We start from the raw sequence: 15553 nt of genomic DNA, 5'->3' as shown, positions 1-15553 counted from the left end.
ACAACTATGTTTGCAGATTGATACAAATTTACCGCCCCACCGGCCTCTGTCCAGCGGGTTCAGGCCCCGGGCTGAGCCGAACCGCCGCGCGGCTCGCCGCTCAGCACACCTGGGCCCCCATCACCCCAACCCCATCCCATGGCCCCTGAAGACGGCGCCTGACGCCGCGCCCGCCGGACCGGCCGATCACGGCCAACCCGGGGTGACCCGGGTCCACCAGCTCCCTGGCTGCACCAAGCCAGCGCAGCCCGCACCGGCGCGAGCCCCCCCGCCCAGCCCCGCATCCCAATCTGGTGCACAAACACTGCAATCGCTGATTCGCAGGACTTGTATACCAGTGGCACGGATCGTGCTGTGTCTTGGGCAATGACCACCGCCACCGACATCAGCGATCGCATCATGGAAGCCGTGATGGCCCAGAAACTGCCCCCGGGCGCGCGCCTGGGTGAGCAGCAACTGGCCCTGCTGTTTGATTGCAGCCGCACCATCGTGCGCGAAGCCCTGACCCGCCTGGCCACGCGCGGCATCGTCACCGTCAGCGCGCGCCGCGGCTGGTACGTGATTGAGCCGTCCGAAGACGAAGCGCGCGAAGCCTTCGAAGCCCGCCGCGTGATCGAACTGGGTCTGTTGCACCAGTTCAAGGACCGCCGCGTCGAGCCTGGCGCCATGGCGCAACTCAAACAGCACCTGGCGCGCGAGCAAGCGGCACTGGCCGGCTCGGACGTGGGCGCCCGCAGCTTTCTGCTGGGCGACTTCCATGTCTGCCTGGCCGAGTGCCTGGGCAACGCCTTGCTGGCCGACACGCTGCGCGACTTCACGGCCCGCACCACGCTGATCGCCATGCTCTACCAGTCCTCCCACGACGCCGCCCAGTCCTGCGCCGACCATGTGCGCATCGTGGCCGCCCTGGAGGCCGGCGACATCGCGCTGGCCGAGACCCTGATGGCCGAGCACATCGGCACCGTCCAAGCCGCGCTCAAGCCGGTCGCCAGCAGCGACCCGCTGGAGCACCTGCGCCAGGCGCTGTCGCCCGTGGCCAAGGCCTCGGACCCCGCTTCCGTTTCCCCCGCCCCCGGCGCTGCCGCGCCGGATTCTGTCCCTGAGATCCCTTCCACCTACCTTGGAGCCTTGCTATGACCCGTTTCAACCGTCGCATCACCCTGAGCCTGCTCGGCGCCGCCAGCCTGGCCTGCTGCCTGAGCAGCCCCGTGCTGGCCCAGAACGCGCTGGACAACGTGCTCAAGAGCCGTGAAATCAAGATCGCCATCCCGACCGACTACCCGCCCTATGGCTTTGTCGGCACCGACCTCAAGCCCCAGGGCCTGGACATTGACATGGCCAACTACATCGCCACCAAGCTCGGCGCCAAGGTCGAGCTGGTGCCGGTGACCAGCGCCAACCGCATCCCCTACCTGCAAACCCAGAAGGTGGACCTGGTGATCTCGACCCTGGGCAAGAACCCCGAGCGCGAGAAGGTGATCGACTTCACGGCGGCCTATTCGCCGTTCTTCCAGGCCGTGTTTGCCAGCAAGAGCGTGGCCATCAAGAGCTTCGCCGACCTGGCGGGCAAATCGGTGGGCGTGACCCGCGGCGCCATGGAAGACCAGGAACTGGCCAAGGTGGCCCCGGCTGGCGTCGACGTGAAGCGCTTCGAGGACCACGCGGCCACCATCTCGGCCTTTGTCTCGGGCCAGACGCAAGCGATCGCGACCAGCGCCTCGACCGCCGGCACCATCATGCAGAAGAACCCCAACCTGGCCACCGAGTACAAGCTGCTGCTCAAGGACAGCCCCAACTTCATCGGCGTGGCCAAGGGCGAAGACAAGCTGCGCCTGAAGGTCAACGAGATCATCGCCGAGGCCAAGAAGTCCGGTGACCTCGACAAGATGTCGCAACGCTGGCTGGGCCGCCCCACCGGCGACCTGCCGCAGTAAGCCCCGAACGACCCGCACCGGCCAGACGCCATGCTGATCGAACTCGACTTCCCGGCCGTGCTGGCCGACTGGCCGCTGCTGCTGCGCGGGGTGGCCTGGACCCTGGGCCTGACGGTGGTCGGCACCGTGCTCGGGCTGCTGCTGGGCACGGCCTGCGCCTGGGTGCGGGCCCGCAACCTGGGCCACCGCCCGGCCGCGCTGCGGCTGGCCGTGGCCAGCTACGTGGAACTGATGCGCAACACGCCGTTCATCGTGCAGTTGTTCTTCCTGTTCTTCGGCCTGCCCGCGCTGGGCGTCAAGCTCAGCCCCGAGGTGGCCTCGGTGCTGGCGATGGTGATCAACCTCGGCGCCTACTCGGCCGAGATCATCCGCGCCGGCCTCGAAGCCACCCCCAAGGGACAGATCGAAGCCGCCCAGAGCCTCGCATTGACGCCGGGGCAGACGTTCCGCCGCGTGGTGCTACCGCCAGCGCTGCGCAAGGTGTGGCCCGCGATGGTCAGTCAAATCATCATCGTGATGCTGGGGTCGGCCGTCTGCGGGCAAATCTCCACGCCGGAGCTGAGCTACGCCGCCAACCTGATTCAAAGCCGCAACTTCCGCGCGTTTGAAGCCTTCATCGTGGCCACGGCGTTGTACCTGGGTCTGTCGATCCTGGCGCGCCGGCTGTTGAACTGGCTGGGCCAGCGCTTTCTTTTCGGACACTGACCATGGTTGATTTTTCTCTGTGGGACATCCTGCGCAACCTGATGCTGGCCGCGCGCTGGACCGTGGGCCTGTCGCTGCTGGCCTTCGTCGGCGGTGGGCTGGCGGGCCTGGGCCTGCTGGTGTTGCGCCTCAGCGGCTGGCGTGGCACCCAGACCCTGATTGGCGGCTATGTGCAGCTGTTCCAGGGCACGCCCCTGCTGATGCAGCTGTTCCTGACCTACTTCGGGCTGGCCCTGCTGGGCATCAAGACCACGCCGTGGACCGCCGCGGCCGTGGCCCTGACGCTCTACACCAGCGCCTACCTGACCGAAATCTGGCGCGGCTGCGTGGCCGCCATCCCCAAGGGGCAATGGGAAGCGGCCCAAAGCCTGGCCCTGAGCTTTGGCGAGCAACTGCGCCATGTGGTGCTGCCGCAGGCGCTGCGCATCGCGGTGCCGCCCACCGTGGGCTTTCTGGTGCAGGTGATCAAGGGCACGGCCCTGGCCTCGGTGATCGGCTTTGTTGAGCTGACCAAGGCGGGAAGCATGATCTCCAACGCGACCTACCAGCCCTTCCTGGTCTACGCCTGTGTGGCACTGATGTATTTTTTGCTGTGCTTCCCCGTGAGCCTGGTGGCACAGCGGCTTGAAAGGAAACTCCATGGCCATCGTTGACATTGCCGCCCTGCGCAAATCGTATGGCAGCCACGAAGTGCTCAAAGGCATCGACCTGCGGGTCGAAGCCGGTGAGGTGATCGCCATCATCGGCAAGAGCGGCTCGGGCAAAAGCACCCTGCTGCGCTGCATCAACGGCCTCGAGGTGTTCCAGGAAGGGGGCCTGGTCGTGAACGGCAAGCCCCTGCTGCACGAGAGCCCAGTCGCGATGCGCGAACTGCGCCAGCAAGTGGGCATGATCTTCCAGGGCTTCAACCTGTTCCCGCACCTGAGCGTGGGACGCAACATCATGCTGGCCCCGACGCTGGTCAAGCACAAGAACGCCCAGGCCGCCGAAGCCCAGGCGCGCCAGCTGCTGCAACGCGTGGGCCTGGCGGAGAAGTTCGACGCCATGCCCGAGCAGCTCTCGGGCGGCCAGCAGCAGCGCGTGGCCATCGCACGTGCCCTGGCCATGGAGCCGCGCGTGCTGCTGTGCGACGAGATCACCTCGGCGCTGGACCCCGAGTTGGTGGGCGAGGTGCTGCGGGTGGTCGAAAGCCTGGCCGACGAAGGCATGACCTTGCTGATGGTGACGCACGAGATGGGCTTTGCGCGCAAGGTCAGCGACCGCGTGATCTTCATGCACCAGGGCCGGGTGCACGAAATGGGCCCGCCGAGCGAACTGTTCGGCCATCCCCAGACGCCCGAGTTGCAGCAGTTCTTGTCCTCGCTGCACAACTGAATCCCCCGGGGCCCGGCGGGCACCAGGTCACCATCGCGGTGGCTTGGACCTTGGACCTCGGGGCTCAGCCCCTGGCCCTCAGGGCGGCGGCAGTTCGGCGCCGCAATGCAGGCAAAAGCGCGCCTCCATCAGGTGGCCTTCGGTCAGGCACTCGTGGCAACGCCGGGTGGTGGGGGGCGGCAGCGAATCGCGCCGCTGCTGCGCCATCTCCGAGCTCACGATGCCAGTCGGCACGGCCAGGGTGCCCCAGCCCAGCAGCATCATGGCCGAGGAGATGAAGCGCCCCAGATCGGTCTTGGGCGTGATGTCGCCAAAGCCCACCGTGGTCATGGTGGTGATGGCCCAGTACATCGAGGTCGGGATGCTGCTGAAGCCGTTTTCAGCCCCTTCCACCAGGTGCATGACGGTGCCCACCACCAGCACGATCATCATCACCACCGACAAGAAAATCAGGATCTTGCGCCGGGTGGCGACCAGCGCACGGCCCAGCGATTGGTACTCGCTGACGTAAGCCGACAACTTGAAGATGCGGAACACGCGCAAAAGCCGCATCACCCGCACGTCGATCAGCAGGTGCAACTCGGGCACAAAAAGCGCCAGGTACGTGGGCAGCAGCGCCAGCAGGTCCACCACGCCGAAGAAGCTGGTGGCATAGCGCCAGGGGTGGCGCACACAGACCAGGCGCGCGATGTACTCGAGGGTGAACAGGGCCGTGAAAAACCACTCCAGCTGGTTGAACACGCCACCATGGGCCAGGCGCAGCGACTGCACGCTGTCGGCCAGCACCACGCCCACGCTGAGCACGATCAGGCCGAACAGCGCGTAGTCAAAGTAGCGGCCGGCCGGCGTGTCGGCCTCAAAGATGATGCGGAACAGGCGCTCGCGCCAGGGGCTGAGCGCGTGCTGCGGGGCGGACGATGGGGAGGGTGAGCGCGTCATGGCGACAGTTTAGAGGCGCCCTGCCCGCCCACCGCGGCCCCGCTCAGGCGGCCCCGCTGCGCGCTGGACGGCCGGTTCAGGCAGGCAGTCGGAAGCGGGCCACCTGATTCGACAGCTGCGTGGCCCGCTCACGCATGGCTGCCGAGGCCGCCGCAGTCTGCTCCACCAGGGCCGCGTTCTGCTGGGTCATGCGGTCCAGCTCCTGCAGGGCCTGGCCGACCTGTTGCACGCCCAGGCTCTGTTCGCGCGATCCGGTGGAGATCTCGTCAAGCAGGGCGTTGACCCGCTGCGCCGAGGCGACAATGTCTTCGATGGTGTGGCCCGCGCGTTGCACCACATGGGTCCCGAGTTCGACCTGCTCGACGCTGTTGCCGATCAGGGACTTGATCTCGCGGGCCGCCTCGGCGCTGCGCTGGGCCAGCATGCGCACCTCGCCCGCCACCACGGCAAAGCCCCGGCCTTGCTCACCGGCCCGGGCGGCTTCCACCGCCGCGTTCAGGGCCAGGATGTTGGTCTGGAAAGCAATGCCATCGATGGTGCCGATGATCTCGGCAATGCGGTTGGAGGAGTCCCGGATCTGGTTCATGTTGGCCACCACCTCGCCCATCACCTGCCCGCCCTGCTTGGCGGACTCGGCGTTCTGGCGCGCCACGCGCGAGGCCTCGTCGGTGTTGCCCGAGGTCACGTTGACGGTGGCCGAGATCTGTTCCATCGACGAGGCTGACTGCTCCAGGCTGGCCGCCGCCTGCTCGGTGCGGGCCGACAGGTCCATGGAACCGGCCGCCACCTCGTTGCTGGCGTGCACGATCTGGTCGCTGGACTGGCGCACCTGGACCACCATCTCGCGCAGCGAGCCCTGCATGTGGCGCAGTTCCAGCATCAGTTGGGCCGCTTCATCGCGGCCCCAGGGCGACGGCGAAGTGGTCAGGTCGCCCTCGGTCATGGCGCGCAAGTGGCGGCGGGTTTCCTTGAGGCCGCCGTCCATCACGCGGTAGAAGCTCAGGAACAGGTAGCCTGCGAACAGCACCGCCACCACCGTGATCGACAGGTTCATGACCCACAACTGGCGGGTCTCGGCGCGCAGGTCGTCGATGTAGATGCCCGAGCCCACGATCCAGCCCCAGGGCTCAAAGCCTTTGACGTAGCTGACCTTGTCCACCGGGCGGTCCAGGCCGGGCTTGGGCCACTGGTAGTCGACAAAGCCCTCGCCTCGGGCCTGGACCACCGCGACAAAGGCCTTGAACAAGGCCAGGCCGTTGGGGTCCTTCATGTCGGACACGTCCTTGCCATTGAGCTCGGGCTTGAACGGGTGCATGACCACGCGCGGGTGCATGTCGTTGATCCAGAAGTACTCGTTCTTGTCGTAGCGCAACTCGCTGATGGCCTGGCGTGCGAGCGTCTGGGCCTGCTCGCGGCTGATCTGGCCAGCGGTCTCCTGGCGGTGGGCCCAGACCATCAGGCCATGGGCGATCTCCACATGCTGCCGCGTGGCCGCCTCACGGGCCTCAAGCGCCCGCGTGGTGTGGTTGTTCAACTGCCAGCCCAGCAGGCCCAGCAGGGGCAGCAAAAAGGCCAGGGAGATGATCAAGGCCTTGGCGGCAAAGCGCAGGGTGCGGAACAAACGCACACCTGGCGCCCAGACGCCATGAAAACGAAAAAAGCCAGGGTCCAGGTCACGGCGGATGGGTTCTGGGGCGCGCTTGGGGTCCAGAGACAAGAGGGCAGACATGGGCGAAGCTCCAACGAAGCGGATGAACAAAACATCAGTGCACTTAGTTACAAATTATGTCCATTCTCTTGTCAGGGTATTTACGGGTTGGGGGCAGTTCGGGCCCTGGTGCGGGCCCACCAGGCCTCCACAAGGCCGTCACCGGGCCCTGGGCGAGACGCCCAAACGGCTTGTCAGTTTGCCGAAAGGCTTGCGGCACAAGGACTTTGGCGCTCAGGGCGCGGTGTCCACACGGGTCAGCCCCATCGCCAGCGGCCACGCCCCCCATCGCCATCCATGATGGCAGCGCGCGCCGGCCCCCTGGTTCGCAAGTTCTCCCCGCGGACGCTGGACAAGGGTGTGGACAAACCGTGCGTTGGCCCCGGAACAGTGGCTTAAGTCCTTGATTCACAAGGACAAAGCTTAGCGCGCCTGTTTTTTAGGCAGGGGACAAGTTGAACCGCCCCGGGACAGGGTCTGGGCGGTCAAGGGCCGGGTCGGGTGCCCGGTCCAAGGCCCAGACACCCGCACCGGGAGGCTGCGCCCACCGAGTGGTGGGACGCTGAAGAACTTCTCCCCGCTGGGCTTGGATAAGTTTGTGGACAAGCCGTGCCCAGGGCGTTGAAGGGCAGGCCAAGTCCTTGATTTCAATGGGATTAACTTACGCCGCTTAAAAATGAGGCAGTGCATAAGCGCCCCACCGAGGGGCGCAGGCACTCAAGCCAGTCGGGGCAAGGCGCGCATCGAGGGCTCCGACGGCAGCACGAACACCGAGACCGCGGCGACCAGGTCTTGCGCCTGCACCTGCAGCCCCTGGGCGGCGGCGGCACTCTGCTCGACCAAAGCAGCGTTCTGTTGCGTCACCTGGTCCATCTGGGCAATCGCCTGCCCCACCTGACTGACGCCGGCGCTTTGCTCGGCGCTGGCGACGCTGATCTCGCCAATCAAGGTGCCCACGTTCTGGATCGCGGTCACCACCTCTTCCATGGTCCGGCCCGCCTGGTCGACCAGGCGGCTGCCGTCTTCGACCCGGGCCACGCTGGACGTGATCAGGGTGTTGATCTCCTTGGCGGCCGCGGCACTGCGCTGGGCCAGGTTGCGCACCTCGCTGGCCACCACGGCAAAGCCCCGCCCCTGCTCACCGGCCCGGGCGGCCTCCACCGCCGCGTTCAGCGCCAGGATGTTGGTCTGGAAGGCAATGCTGTCGATGACGCCGATGATGTCGGCGATCTGGTGCGAGCTGTCGTTGATGCCCTTCATGGTGCTGACCACCTGGCCCATCACGCTGCTCCCCTTGAGCGCCACCTCGCTGGCGGTGTCCGCCAGACCATGGGCCTGCTGGGCGCTGCTGGCGTTCTTCTTGACGGTGGAGTCCAACTCCTCCATCGAAGCGGCGGTTTCTTGCAGGGCCGAGGCCTGGCGCTCGGTGCGCTCGCTGAGGTCGTTGTTGCCGGTGGCGATCTCGCCACTGGCGGCCGCCACCTGGCGGGCGTTGCGGCGCACCGTGCTGACGGTGTGCAGAAGGCTGTCCTGCATGCGGCGCAGCGCGTCGAGCAGGCGGGCGGTTTCGTCACGGCCCCGCACTTCGATGGTTTGGGTCAGGTCCCCCTCCGCCACCCGGTCGGCCACCCCCATGGCCAGGGTCAGGGGACCGGTGATGCTGCGGATGATCACAATCGCCACGCCGATGCTGGCCAGCACCGACAACAGCGCCATGCCCAGGGAGAGCGCGGTGGCCTGCCAGATGCTCTGCTGGGCGTTCGCCTCGTCGCTCGCGGCGCGCTCATTGACCTGCACCACCAGCCGGTCAATCACCTGGCGGTGGGCCTCGTAGGCCCGGCGGATGTCTGCCATGGCCGCACCGACGGCCGCTGCATCGGCACGTTGGACAGCGGGCGCGAGTTTGTCGTCGAACGCCTTGAACATCTGCTCGGCCGGCGCGTGGGCCTGGTCCAGCAACAGGCGCGCCAGCTCGGGCTCCAGCTGGGCCTGTTGCCAGTACCCGCGGCGCTTCTCGTAGTCCTTGCGCAAGGCGCTGATGCGTTGGCGCAGCGAAGCCTGCTCCTCGGCCGAGGTGCTGTCGGCGAACTGCAGCGTGATCAGGTAGGGCTCCAGCACATACAAGGGCGGCGGCAGCACGTCGGCCACCAGGTCCTTGCTCTGCACGATGCGCTGGTAGAGCGGGCCGTTGACCTTGAGTTGACTGAGTGTGTAGAAGGACCAGCCTGCACACAGGCCAAAACCCAGGACAAAAACGCCCAGGAGCAGGACAAAGCGGGTGCGGATGGTCGTGTTGAACAGGTTCATGGTGGCCTCGTGGGTCAGGGGTCGGACGTCGGCATCGTTCGCGTCGCTTCGGCTGGCGGAGCCGGCGAACAACGTTCGATCATTAGCGTATTTTAATGCTATTTTTGATTTTTATGATCAATATATTGAAACCCAAATGATCATTTTTTATGACTAGCCACCGGCCAGACCCGCCTTTCGACGGCTGTTCAGGCGAAAAAAAGCCGGGCTGAACCCGGCTTCGTGGTGACGGCCTGCCCGCTTTGGCGGGCTCAGCCCTGGGGCTCGGCCTCTTGCAAGGCCCGCCACATCACTTTGCCGCTGCCACTCTTGGGCAGGGCATCGACAAACTGCACCACGCGCGGCACCTTGTAGACCGCCATGTTGTCGCGGCACCAGTCGATGATCTCGGCCTCGGTCACCTGCGCGTGGCTGGGCCGCAGCACCACCACCGCCTTGACCGACTCGCCTCGGTAGGCGTCCTTGGTCGAGATGATGCAAGCCTCCTGGATCGCCGGGTGGCGGAACATCAGGGCCTCGACCTCGGCGGGCCAGACCTTGAAGCCGGAGGCATTGATCATGCGCTTGAGGCGGTCGGTCATGAAGAAGTAGCCGTCCTCGTCCACCCGCCCCATGTCCCCCGAGCGGAAGAAGCGCTTGCCGTCGAGTTCGATGAAGGCACCCGCCGTGGCGTCGGGCCGCTTCCAGTAACCCTGGAACACCTCGGGGCCGTGGATGACGATCTCGCCAGCCTCGCCCGTCGGCAGTTCCTGGAGGGTGTCGGGGTCGATCACGCGCGCGTCGGTGCTCATGAAGGGGATGCCCAGGCACTGCTGCTTGGGGGCGTCCACCGGATTGGTGTGCGAGGGCGCCGAGGTTTCGGTCAGGCCATAGCCCTCGACGTAGCGCAGGCCGTAGTTGTCAAGCAGGCGCTGGGCCACCGCCTGCGGCATGGCCGCCCCGCCGCCGCCGATGTACATCAAGGACGACAGGTCGTAGCTGGCGAAATTCGGGCTGCCCAGCAGGTCGATCACCATGGTCGGGATGTTGGTCCAGTTGGACACCTTGTAGCGCGAAATCAAGCGCCCAGCCAGGTCTCGGTCCCACCGCGGCATCAGCACCAGGGTGCCGCCGGTGTAGATGGTGGTGTGCAGCACGCTGACCATGCCGGTGATGTGGAACATCGGCACCACGCCCAGCACCACGCTCTCGGGGGTGGCCGTGCCCCACAGGCTGCCCGCCACCGCGTTGTGCATGATGCTCGAATGGATGTGGATGCACCCCTTGGGCAAGCCCGTGGTGCCACTGGTGTAGGGCAACAAGGCCATGTCGGCGCCGCCCGTGCTGGGGGTCGGGGCCGGACCTTGGCCCTGCACGGCCTCGGACCAGGCGCTGACCGCGCCACCGTCCAGGGTGGGCAAGGGGTGCTGGGTCAGCAGCCAGGGTTCCCAGGCTGGCGGCAGGGTGTCGCCATGCATCTGCTGGGGATCAAAGCCATCGGTGAACTGGGTCACGATCAGGTGTTGCAGGCGCTGCGCCTCGGGCAGTGCGTTGCTGGCCCGGGCCAGCTCGCCCGCCAGATCGCCGGTGGTGATGGCCACCTTGGCGTCCGGATCGGTGATGTAGTGCTTGAGCTCTTCGGCGCGGTTCATGGGGTTGACCGGCACCACCACGGCGTTGGCGCGCAGGATGGCGAAATGCGCGATCACCAGCTGCGGGCAGTTCTGCATGTTCAGCACCACCCGGTCGCCGCGCCGCACGCCCAGCGCGTACAGCCGGGCGGCCACCTGCTCCACCTGCGCCATCAGCTCGGCATAGCGGTACTGGCGTCCCAGGAAGATCAGCGCCGCCTTGTCCGGGTAGCGCCGGGCGTTGACCGCCAGGTTGTCCCACAGCGGGGTGGACGGGGGGGTGATGGACTGGGGCAGGCGCTTGGGCCAGAACTTGTAGTGCGGTCGCATGGGGTCTCCTTGAGCGCAGCTTACAAGTCCCCTCCGGGCGGCACATCGGGGAAGCTCCGGGGGCCTGAGGTCGCCTCGGTGACCGTGCGCCGGACCTGCTTTGCGCTTGCGATGCGCCAGGGCAGGACCGCCGGGCCTGCCGCGGGGCTCAGCTGTTGATCTGGGCCCAGGCCTTGTCCAGGCGCTTGATGCTGACCGGCTGCGGCGTGCGCAACTCCTGGGCAAAGAAGCTGACCCGCAGCTCCTCGAGCAGCCAGCGGAACTCCTGCATGCGCGCATCGACAGCGCCCTTGCGCTCGGCCACCAGGCGCCAGTAGCGCTGCTCCTGCGGCCGCAGTTCGGCCAGGCGGCTGGCGTCGCGCGCGGGGTCGGCGCGGTACTTGTCCAGCCGCAGGGTGACCGCCTTGAGGTAGCGCGCAAAGTGCTGCAACTGAGCCCAGGGGGTTTGCGCGAGGAACTTCTTGGGCACCAGGCGCTGCAGTTGCTGGGCACAGTCGGCACTGGCCTCGGGGGCGTTCTTGCTGTCCTTGACCTTGCGGGCGGCGGCCGCGTACTCGGTCAGGATGGTGGCCGCGAGGCGGGCCACCTCGTTGGCGATCAGGGTCAGACGGCCCCGCCCCTCTTCGATGCGGCGCTTGAACGCGAACTCATCGGTGGGCAGCGGGTCGAGCAGGAAGGCGCGCTCCAGCGCCAGGTCCAGGATCTGCTCGCGCAGCTCTTCCTGGGTGCCCAGCGGCATGTAGGCCACGGCCATCTTCTGCAGCTCGGGGATGTTTTTTTCGAGGTATTTGAGCGCGTCCTTGATCTGCAACGCGAACAGGCGACGCAAACCCGCACGGTGCTTGGCGGCGGCCACCTCGGGCTCGTCAAAGACCTCGATGCTGACCGCGTCGCCCCCATCGATCAGGGCGGGGAAGCCAATCAAGGTTTGCTGGCCGCGGCGGATCTCCATCAGCTCGGGCAGCTCGCCGAAGGTCCAGCCGGTGTAGCGCTGCTCGGCGCTGCGCGCCGGGGCCGCCGGGGCGGACGCGGGCGCCGGCGCACCGGGACCGCGCCCGGTGGGCGCGGCGCCGCCCGCGGCCGGCGCCGGGGTGGGGGCGGCCTTCGGGGCGGCGGCCATCTTGAGCCCCGCCAGGGCCTGGAAGGCCCCGCGCGCCTTCGAGCCCAGCTCGGCCTTGAGCGCGCCCAGGTTGCGACCGGTGCCCAACTGGCGACCGTGCTCGTCGACGATGCGGAAGTTCATGAACAGGTGCGGCGCCAGCATGTCGAGCTTGAAGTCGGCGCGCTTGACATCGAGCTGCACCTGCTCGCGCACCAGCTTGAGCAGCGCCTCGGTCAGGCTGCCATGGCCAAACACCGCGGGTTCGTTGAGCTTCTCGGTCAGGCGGGTGGCGCTCTCCGGCAGGGGCACCAGGCGCGCGCGCGGCTTCTGCGGCAGGCTCTTGAGCAAGGCCTGCACTTTGTCCTTGAGCATGCCGGGCACCAGCCACTCGCAGCGGTCTTCGTTGACCTGGTTGAGCACGAACAGCGGCACGTCGACCGTCACGCCGTCCTTGGCGTCGCCTGGCTGGTGCAGGTAGGTGGCGGCACAGTCCACCCCGCCCAGGCGCACATGGCGCGGGAAGGCGCTGGTGGTGATGCCCGCGGCCTCGTGGCGCATCAGCTCTTCGCGCGTCAGGTGCAGCAGCTTGGGGTTCAGGCGCGAGGCCTCTTTGTACCAATGCTCGAGCGTGGCGCCGCTGTACACATCGGCCGGCAACAGCTGGTCGTAGAAGGCGTAGATCAGTTCCTCGTCCACCAGCACGTCCTGGCGGCGCGACTTGTGCTCGAGCTCCTCGACCTGGCGGATCAGCTTCTGGTTGGCCGCCAGGAAGGGCAGGCGGGTCTCGAGTTCGCCCTCCACCAGGGCCTGGCGGATGAAAATCTCACGTGCCGCCACCTGGTCAATGCGGCCATAGCTGATGCGGCGGCCGCTGTAGACCACCAAGCCGTAAAGCGTGGCGCGCTCATAGGCCACGACCTCGGCGCTGCGCTTTTCCCAGTGCGGGTCGAGCATCTGCTTCTTGAGCAGGTGGCCACCGATCTGCTCCAGCCACTGGGGCTCGATGTTGGCGATGCCGCGGCCAAACAGGCGCGTGGTCTCGACCAGTTCGGCACACACGATCCAGCGCCCCGGCTTCTTGCGCAGGTGGGCCCCAGGGTGGCGGTGGAACTTGATGCCGCGTGCCCCCAGGTACTCGCCCGAGGGGGCTTCTTCTTCCATCTTCCAGCCCACATTGCCCAGCAGGCCGGCCAGCATGGACAGGTGAATCTGCTCGTAGCTGGCGGGGTTGCGGTTGATCACCCAGCGGTGCTCGGTGACCACGGTGAGCAACTGGCTGTGGATGTCGCGCCACTCGCGCAGGCGGCGCACACTGATGAAGTTCTGCCGCAGCAGGTTTTCGTACTGGCGGTTGCTCAGCTTGTGGGTGGCCGCCACCGGCTCAGGCGGCGCGATGATGGCGGGCACCGCTTGCAGGCGCTGCGCCACCGGCAGCACGGCCGCGCTGGCGCGCCGCTGGGGCGGCGGCGGCGGTGCGGCCTGGCCGCGCTTGGTCAACGGGATGGCACCGCCGCGGGCGTCGGCCAGCCACTGCCAGAGGCGGATGTAGCCGCTGAACTCGCTTTTCTCGTCGTCCCACTTGGCGTGCGCCTGGTCGGCCTGGGCCTGCGCGTCCATCGGGCGGTCGCGCACGTCCTGCACCGACAGCGCGGCCGCGATCACCAGCACCTCTTCCAGCGCATTGCGCTCGCGGGCTTCGATGATCATGCGGCCCACCCGCGGGTCCAGCGGCAGGCGCGCCAGCTCCTGGCCCATGGGGGTCAGCTCGTTGGCGTCGTCGACCGCGCCCAGCTCGGACAGCAGCTGGTACCCGTCGGCAATCGCACGGCCCGAGGGCGCCTCCAGGAACGGAAAGTCCTCGACCACGCCCAGGTGCAGCGACTTCATGCGCAAGATCACCCCGGCCAGCGAGCTGCGCAGGATCTCAGGGTCGGTGAAGCGCGGCCGGGCACTGAAGTCTTTTTCGTCGTAGAGGCGGATGCAAATGCCGTCGGCCACGCGGCCGCAGCGGCCGGCGCGCTGGTTGGCCGCGGCCTGGCTGATCGGCTCGACCAAGAGCTGCTCGACCTTGCTGCGGAAGCTGTAGCGCTTGACGCGCGCCGTGCCGGTGTCGATCACATAGCGGATGCCGGGCACGGTGAGCGAGGTTTCGGCCACGTTGGTGGCCAGCACGATGCGCCGCCCGGTGTGGCCGTCGAAGATGCGGTCCTGCTCGGGCTGGGACAGGCGCGCGAACAAGGGCAGCACTTCGGCGTTGCGCAGGTGCGGCACATGGGCCAGGTGGCCACGCAGGTGGTCGGCGGCCTCGCGGATCTCGCGCTCGCCGGGCAGGAAGACCAGGATGTCGCCGCCGCTGCGGCCTTGCCAAAGCTCGTCCACCGCGTCGGCGATGGCCTCGTTGAGGCCGTGGTCGCGCGACTCCTCGAAGGGCCGGTAGCGCTGCTCGACCGGGAAGGTGCGGCCGGACACATAGATCACCGGCGCCGGGCCCTTGGCCGAGGCGAAGTGCTCGGCAAATCGGTTGGCGTCGATGGTGGCCGAGGTGACGACGATCTTCAGGTCGGGGCGGCGCGGCAGGATCTGGCGCAGGTAGCCCAGCAGGAAGTCGATGTTCAGGCTGCGCTCGTGGGCCTCGTCGATGATCAGGGTGTCATAGGCCTTGAGCAGCGGGTCGGTCTGGGTCTCGGCCAGCAAGATGCCGTCGGTCATCAGCTTGACCGAGGCGTCCTTGGACAGGCGGTCCTGAAAGCGCACCTTGTAGCCCACCACCTCGCCCAGCGGGGTCTTGAGCTCTTCGGCAATGCGCTTGGCCACCGAGCTGGCGGCGATGCGGCGCGGCTGGGTGTGGCCGATCAGCTGGCCCTTCTGCCCAGGCGCCGCATTGAGCTTGCCGCGCCCCATGGCCAGCGCGATCTTGGGCAGCTGGGTGGTCTTGCCCGAGCCCGTCTCACCGCAGACGATGATCACCTGGTGCTGGGACAGCGCCGCCATGATCTCCTCGCGTTTGCCGGAGACAGGCAGCGATTCAGGGAATTCAATCAGGAGCGGGGCAGTGGACAAGGGCGAAACCGGTGACGACAAGACAACCCGCCATTATCCCCGACACCCGCGGCCAACGCTCAGCCGCGCTGCGTCCCCCGGAGCACCCTTCACCGCACCCGTCGCTGTCCCGTCACCGCCGCCTCACCTCGGCCTCATCGCCACTTCACCGCCCCAGGCCCCGCGCCTGGGTCGGCTGGCCCCCGGGCCAACGCGGTGTTCTCACCGGGCGCGCCCGGCCCCTCCTGCGGCTGTCACCCCCAGGACCGCCAGGGCCTTGCCGCTGGCCCTAGAATTCCGACCGCCGAGGCGCAAGCCCGGCAACAAGCGTTCTCAGGGCGGGGTGAAATTCCCCACCGGCGGTCAGGGTCGTGGCAACACGGCCCAAGCCCGCGAGCGCCCGACCACCCCGCGTGGTCGGGGTCAGCAGACCCGGTGTGATTCCGGGGCCGACGGTCACAGTCCGGATGAAAGAGAGCGCGACCCCCTGCCCCGCGGGCTGCGC

10 protein-coding genes and 1 riboswitch are annotated in these 15553 nt (G+C 67.4%); of the genes, 5 read left to right on the top strand and 5 right to left on the bottom strand.

Annotation, left to right across the window (positions count from 1 at the left end):
- Nucleotides 1-366 precede the first annotated feature (366 nt).
- The 5 genes from PSQ40_RS01870 to PSQ40_RS01850 are packed head-to-tail and all read left to right on the top strand — an operon-like array spanning nucleotide 367 to nucleotide 4013.
- Nucleotides 367-1137 (top strand): GntR family transcriptional regulator, encoded by a 771-nt coding sequence (locus PSQ40_RS01870; RefSeq protein ID WP_273948305.1) that lies wholly within the window; start codon nucleotides 367-369, stop codon nucleotides 1135-1137.
- Nucleotides 1134-1934 carry a transporter substrate-binding domain-containing protein gene (locus PSQ40_RS01865; protein WP_273948303.1) on the top strand — a complete coding sequence of 267 codons (801 nt, stop codon included), beginning with the start codon at nucleotides 1134-1136 and terminating at the stop codon, nucleotides 1932-1934. The genes PSQ40_RS01870 and PSQ40_RS01865 overlap by 4 nt, the downstream gene beginning before the upstream one ends.
- Before the next feature lie 30 nt (nucleotides 1935-1964).
- Nucleotides 1965-2639 carry an amino acid ABC transporter permease gene (locus PSQ40_RS01860; protein ID WP_273948302.1) on the top strand — a complete coding sequence of 225 codons (675 nt, stop codon included), beginning with the start codon at nucleotides 1965-1967 and terminating at the stop codon, nucleotides 2637-2639.
- 2 nt (nucleotides 2640-2641) lie between these two features.
- The gene (locus PSQ40_RS01855; protein WP_273948301.1) at nucleotides 2642-3292 is read left to right on the top strand and encodes an amino acid ABC transporter permease; all 651 of its coding nucleotides are present in this window, start codon (nucleotides 2642-2644) and stop codon (nucleotides 3290-3292) included.
- Nucleotides 3279-4013, top strand: coding sequence for an amino acid ABC transporter ATP-binding protein (locus PSQ40_RS01850; protein WP_273948300.1), 735 nt, complete (start codon nucleotides 3279-3281; stop codon nucleotides 4011-4013). Before PSQ40_RS01855 ends, PSQ40_RS01850 begins: the two co-directional genes overlap by 14 nt.
- A 78-nt stretch (nucleotides 4014-4091) precedes the next feature.
- Here the strand turns inward: PSQ40_RS01850 and PSQ40_RS01845 are convergent, their stop codons facing one another.
- The 5 genes from PSQ40_RS01845 to hrpA all read right to left on the bottom strand — a co-directional run bounded on the left by PSQ40_RS01845 (nucleotide 4092) and on the right by hrpA (nucleotide 15000).
- On the bottom strand, nucleotides 4092-4952 hold the full coding sequence (locus PSQ40_RS01845; protein WP_273948298.1) for an ion transporter: 861 nt from the start codon (nucleotides 4950-4952) through the stop codon (nucleotides 4092-4094).
- 76 nt (nucleotides 4953-5028) lie between these two features.
- Nucleotides 5029-6681 carry a methyl-accepting chemotaxis protein gene (locus PSQ40_RS01840; protein ID WP_273948297.1) on the bottom strand — a complete coding sequence of 551 codons (1653 nt, stop codon included), beginning with the start codon at nucleotides 6679-6681 and terminating at the stop codon, nucleotides 5029-5031.
- A 696-nt stretch (nucleotides 6682-7377) separates the two neighbouring features.
- Complete coding sequence (locus PSQ40_RS01835; RefSeq protein WP_273948295.1) at nucleotides 7378-8967, bottom strand: methyl-accepting chemotaxis protein; 1590 nt, start codon at nucleotides 8965-8967, stop codon at nucleotides 7378-7380.
- 251 nt (nucleotides 8968-9218) lie between these two features.
- Entirely contained in the window at nucleotides 9219-10907 is a 1689-nt protein-coding gene (locus PSQ40_RS01830; RefSeq protein WP_273948294.1) for a long-chain fatty acid--CoA ligase, read from the bottom strand.
- 148 nt (nucleotides 10908-11055) lie between these two features.
- Nucleotides 11056-15000, bottom strand: coding sequence for an ATP-dependent RNA helicase HrpA (hrpA, locus tag PSQ40_RS01825; RefSeq protein ID WP_409338540.1), 3945 nt, complete (start codon nucleotides 14998-15000; stop codon nucleotides 11056-11058).
- Between the two features lie 373 nt (nucleotides 15001-15373).
- Nucleotides 15374-15531, top strand: a riboswitch (FMN riboswitch).
- Nucleotides 15532-15553: the final 22 nt, after the last annotated feature.

This window comes from Curvibacter cyanobacteriorum (assembly GCF_028649475.1).
Lineage (GTDB): Bacteria > Pseudomonadota > Gammaproteobacteria > Burkholderiales > Burkholderiaceae_C > Curvibacter > Curvibacter cyanobacteriorum.
Note: the sequence above shows the minus strand (reverse complement) of the source record. Positions and strands in the feature narration are given on the sequence as shown.